This window comes from Dethiosulfatibacter sp. (assembly GCF_983023055.1).
Map to the genome: position 1 here is coordinate 1 of NZ_CEZJXU010000153.1, position 5,240 is coordinate 5,240.

Sequence of the window (5,240 nt, forward strand, 5' to 3'; positions counted from 1 at the left end):
TTTCGGGAATAATAATGGATACAAATGCCTTCACCTTCAAGACAGGTGTAAGAACCTTTGAGGCTGCATCATACCTCAGACGTGCAGGAGCAGATACAATAGAGGCAAAGAGACTACTAAGCGACGACATAGACACATGGAAAAAAAAATCAGAAGTAATAGAAAGAGCTGAAATCATTGATGAAATCATTGCTATTTCCATGATAGACGAGATTCTGCCAAATGGCCTCATAATAGCATCACAAAGTGCTGCAGACCTACTCTCTGTAAAAGGAGTAATAGTAACCTTCGTACTGGTAAGAAGGGACGAGCATATACATGTAAGTGCAAGATCCGTTGGAGATGTAAATGTACAGATAATTATGGAACAGCTTGGCGGAGGTGGACACCTTGAAATAGCAGGTGCCCAGATAAAGACCCAGGACATGAACCATGCCAGGGAACTATTAATGAAAGAAATAGAAAAATATAGAAAGGATAACAAAAAAATATGAAAATAATATTATTGAAAGACGACAAAAAAGTAGGAAAAAAGGGGGAAATTGTAAATGCCAAAGACGGCTATGCAAGAAACTTCCTAATACCAAAAGGTGTTGCTATAGAAGCAACTACTGCAAACATCAAGAGGCTTGAAAGAGATAAAAAGCACGAGGCTGCAATTGAAGCAAAGCTTGTGGATGATGCAAAAGTCCTTGCTGAAAAGCTTGAAAAGGTAGGAATAGAAATAAAGATCAAGGCAGGAGACAGCGGAAAGCTATTCGGATCCGTTGCAACAAAGGACATAGCAGCTGAATACAAGAAACAACATAAAATTGAAATCGACAAGAAGAAAATAGACCTTAAGGATCCAATAAAGACTGTAGGAATATTTGAAGTAAATGTAAAGCTTCACCCAAAGGTAATTGCAAAAGCTAAAGTGACAGTGTCCGGAATCTAGGAGTAGAATATGTCTGAACAACAGATGGGAAGAGTTCTTCCCCACAGTATTGAGGCTGAGCAAACTGTCTTAGGAGCTATAATGCTCGACAAACTTGCCCTTGAGACTGCCGTGAACAAACTTAAAATAGAATACTTCTATTTCGAAGGCAACAAGGAAATATTCGAAACAGCAAAGGCACTGACAGTTAAAAACAAGCCCGTTGACCTAATAACCCTGACCGAGGAACTCAAAACAAGACAAACTCTTGACATGGTTGGTGGAATCGCCTATGTGGCAAGTCTTTCAGAGAATATTGCAACCACAAGAAACATTGAAGCATACTGCAATATAATCGAGGAAAAGGCAATAGTAAGGGAGCTCATAGGAGCAGCAGAGGAAATCAGGAACAAAGGCCTTGAGAATACAAGCGAAGCAAAGGTACTTGTTGAACTTGCGGAATCCAGAATATTTGCAATATCCCAGGAAAGACAGGCACGGGACTTTTCCCATATGAGGGAGATAGTACTTGATGTATTCAGCCTTCTTGAGGAAAGATCACAGAACGACGGATCCATGACAGGCATCACTTCAGGTTTTAAGGAAATAGACATGATGACTGCGGGATTCCAGAAATCCGACTTCATACTTTTGGCGGCAAGACCATCAATGGGAAAGACAGCCCTTGCACTAAATTTTGCAGTGAACTCTGCAGTAAAGGGAAAGGCAAAGGTAGCCATGTTTTCGTTGGAGATGTCAAAGGAGCAGCTGGTACAGAGGATAATCAGTATGGAATCCCTTGTAGAGAGCAACAAGCTTAAAACAGGAGAGCTTGAGGACGATGACTGGGACAAGATAGCCTATGCAAGCGGTATAATGTCGGAAGCCGACATATATATAGACGATACACCGGGAATCACCCTTTTCGAGCTAATATCCAAATGCAGAAGATTAAAGACACAGCATGGTCTGGATATGATAATAATAGACTATATTCAGCTAATGGAGGGTGAAGGAGACAACAGGCAGCAGCAGATTTCAAATATCTCAAGGGGCCTTAAAGGTCTTGCAAGAGAGATGGACTGCCCTGTAATATCACTATCCCAGCTGTCAAGAGCACCGGAGCAGAGACCGAACCACAGGCCACTGCTTTCAGACCTTAGAGAGTCTGGAGCCATAGAGCAGGATGCCGATATAGTGATGTTCCTTTATAGAGACGAATACTATTTCGACAGGGAAGGCGGAGAAGATGAAAACTACGACAAAAGAGGAGTAGCTGAAGTCATCATATCAAAGCATAGAAACGGATCCGTAGGTACCATAGAACTGACCTGGGTAGACAGGTTCACCAAGTTTACTGATATGCCGAGGTAGAATATTAAAAAGGATTGAAATCCCATTGGGGGAGTTCAATCCTTTGCTTTTTGTGGTTGTCCGGCGATACAACGTGAATGTTCCTTGCTACCAGGTATCTACAATCATCCTTTTCAAATTAAAGATTGTTGTACCGGCAGCTAAACACCAACGCTTCAAGGTGTTTTGTGCATTTATTATAGTGTGGTGGTTGTCCGGTGATACAACGTGAATGTTCCCTGCTCCGTCGATTATGTCTTTCCTGATTAATAAATGTAGAAAGACATATCTCCAAGTCACGACCTCACAATCACATTGTATCACCTTAGAATTGGTGTCATTGCTAACTTGAATTTGTCGCTGTGTCCTATAAGAAGTAAAGCATCAGCGTCACTGCCAGCAAATCGGCTGATCCTCCGGGGCTTAAATTCTTCTTGATGAAGGCTCTGTCCATCTTCTTAACTTCCTTTATGCCTGATTCGGTGCACATGCCTCCGCTACGGAGTACATTGTCTGCAGAAAACTTTGCGAATTCAAGTCCGTCAAGGCCACCTCTTGAAATAAGGTTCGTATCTTCCGTGTTCATGATTATTTTCATCAGCACATTGACGGAGGCATCGTTTAAGCTCATGCCGTCCTTTATAAGTTTGAGAAGAAAAGGATATGAATGCTCCCTTATGGTTGGGAATCCCCTTTCTGCCTCACCTCTTATACCGCTTATATGGTATTTATTGTATATTTCACGTCCATGAGTTGTTTCCTTTGGATTTTTTTCATCCAGCTGTCTTTTCACAAGAGATTCCGACAGCTGTCCTGCATATTCGCAGATTTTCATATAGGAAAAGTCATGGTCCTTCATATGGGACATGGCTGCAGCAGAAGACATAAGACCAAGAGAAAATATTGCACCCTTGTGGGTGTTTATTCCTGAGGATGCCTCGATCATTTCCCTGTCGGCAACAATTCCCCTTTCCTTAAGGAGGTTGAAAAGCACATGGAAGTCCATGTCAATGTTTTCCAATGTTATATGACAGCAGTCGTAGAAATATCTCTCCAGCTCCAATGCACTGTCGATAAAGGTGAATATGTCCATATCCTTGTGGGCGCCTGTGTTGAACCTGTCAACAAGCCCTGGTTTTGGCGATACATTGACTTCATAAAGGAGAGCCTTCACGGCTGCCTTGCTTATCTTACTGCAAATTTCAGTATTTATCATTTACAACCATCCATTTATATTCGTATTCTAGTTTGGATACTATCTGCTAACACTTATGAAAGCTAAAATATACAAAATACCTTGAAACATTGGTATTTGTTTAGAAGGAAACTTTCAACGTGGACACTATCTGCTTCGCATCTATCGCGACATAGTCGCTGTGTCTTATCTAACGTGGCTTTGCCACTGTATCCTGATTATAGTTTCAAAATCCAAAAAAGTCAACCAAACAAGAAAGCATTTATTAAGATGCGAAAGAAAGTTTCTTAAGCTACAAAAAAGTCGAGCTTTACACTCGACTTAAACATTTATATTAACTTGCAACCTCAATAAGTTCCCTCACATCTTCTGCACAGTAATTAATAAATCGATCAACCAGATTTGGATCAAACTGGGTTCCTGAAAATCGCTTTAGCTCTTTCAATGCGCCCTCGTGGGTTGTGGTATTTTTATAGCATCGATGGTTGGTCATTACATCATAGGCATCAGCTATTGATATTATCCTTGACATAAGAGGAATATATTCACCCTTGAGATTTTGGGGATAACCCTCGCCGTTCCACCATTCGTGGTGGGAAAGTATGTTTTCAGCTATGGGCAAAAGCTCAGGTATGGTCTTGCAAATATTGTATCCCGTCAATGGGTGCTTCTTAATCGCAGCCCACTCTTCGTCAGTAAGCCCTTCTTTCTTAAGCAAAACAGCTTCAGGTATTGCTAGCTTTCCTATATCGTGAAGTTTGGCCAGAAGCAGTATTTCATCCTTTTCAGCAACGGACATGTCCATTTTGCTGGCTATCTTAAGTGCTATATTGCCTACTCTTTCCGTATGCTTCATTGATTCATAGTCTTTTTCAAGGAGGGAGTTTGTAAGAGACTCTACTATGGAACTTCTGTAGCTTTTGTTATCCATCATTTTATTTCTGTACATCCTGTTTTCAGCAATTTTTATAGATTCGGAAATACTGTCCCCTTCATTTTCAAGGGTGGACAGTCCAACTGCCATATGAGGCTTTAAAAAATCAGCGCTCACCTTGAAATGTTTGTCTCCAACTCTTGAAATTAACTTCTGGGCCGTATTGTAATCTGTGTTAGGCATTATTATAAGAAACTCGTCTCCACCCCATCTGATTATCATATCGTTATCCCTGAAATTTGAAGTAAGATAGTTGGCGGCATCCCTAATAAGCTGGTCCCCCTTCTGATGTCCGAAGGCGTCGTTGATGAGCTTAAGGTTGTTCATGTCAGCCATGATTATACTGACAGGAGTTCTCTTTTTCAAGGCTCCACTGCCTATTAGATTGTCAAAGTATGCTCTGTTGTAGCAGCTTGTCAGGCTGTCGTGGAAGGTAAGATGCTCAATCTTCTTATAAGTATTTGTCAATACTATATTCTGCATCCGAAGCTCGTCGTTGATTATCGTAAGCTCCTCCGTAAGACTGCTGACTATCCTTGAGGAATTAATAAACCTGTAGATATCATCCAGAAGCTTTTCCTTGTTAAATGGTTTAACTAGAAAATCTAGAACATCAAGTTCATAGCCCTTAATCTTTTCATCAAGAGTCAAGGATTTATTTGAAATGGCTATTACTGGAATGGTGCTGCTTCTGAAGATGCTTCTCATGGATTCTATGAAATCATAACCCTTAAAATCCGGCAGGTCAAAATTGACCATAATGATATTCAAATCCTTCTGGCTCATGAGGTCAAGGGCTTCGTTGCCGTTTGAACATGTATATATATTGCAATTAGTAATTT

At 40.8% G+C, this 5,240-nt stretch carries 5 protein-coding genes; 3 read left to right on the top strand and 2 right to left on the bottom strand.

Translation table 11 applies throughout. The features are described 5' to 3' along the window. The 3 genes from AC3AX0_RS06715 to dnaB form a co-directional block, all read left to right on the top strand. Positions 1 to 494 (top strand): DHHA1 domain-containing protein (locus AC3AX0_RS06715; RefSeq protein ID WP_487549535.1); only part of this gene is annotated, 494 nt, incomplete at its 5' end. Beyond that, the gene (gene rplI / locus AC3AX0_RS06720; RefSeq protein WP_487549536.1) at positions 491 to 937 is read left to right on the top strand and encodes a 50S ribosomal protein L9; all 447 of its coding nucleotides are present in this window, start codon (positions 491 to 493) and stop codon (positions 935 to 937) included. The genes AC3AX0_RS06715 and rplI, both read left to right, overlap by 4 nt. Before the next feature lie 9 nt (positions 938 to 946). Continuing rightward, the gene (gene dnaB / locus AC3AX0_RS06725; protein WP_487549537.1) at positions 947 to 2,290 is read left to right on the top strand and encodes a replicative DNA helicase; all 1,344 of its coding nucleotides are present in this window, start codon (positions 947 to 949) and stop codon (positions 2,288 to 2,290) included. Positions 2,291 to 2,636: 346 nt separating this feature from the next. On the opposite strand, the gene citG is transcribed toward dnaB, so the two are convergent. Both citG and AC3AX0_RS06735 read right to left on the bottom strand, forming a co-directional pair. Next, positions 2,637 to 3,485 carry a triphosphoribosyl-dephospho-CoA synthase CitG gene (citG, locus tag AC3AX0_RS06730; RefSeq protein ID WP_487549538.1) on the bottom strand — a complete coding sequence of 283 codons (849 nt, stop codon included), beginning with the start codon at positions 3,483 to 3,485 and terminating at the stop codon, positions 2,637 to 2,639. Between the two features lie 313 nt (positions 3,486 to 3,798). Beyond that, the coding region (locus AC3AX0_RS06735) for an HD domain-containing protein (protein ID WP_487549539.1) at positions 3,799 to 5,240 on the bottom strand (1,442 nt) is incomplete at its 5' end.

Bases quoted from the DNA above. Each gene is read 5' to 3' on its own strand.
- rplI (WP_487549536.1), top strand. From the start codon at position 491: ATGAAAATAATATTATTGAAAGACGACAAAAAAGTAGGAAAAAAGGGG.
- dnaB (WP_487549537.1), top strand. From the start codon at position 947: ATGTCTGAACAACAGATGGGAAGAGTTCTTCCCCACAGTATTGAGGCT.
- citG (WP_487549538.1), bottom strand. From the start codon at position 3,485: ATGATAAATACTGAAATTTGCAGTAAGATAAGCAAGGCAGCCGTGAAG.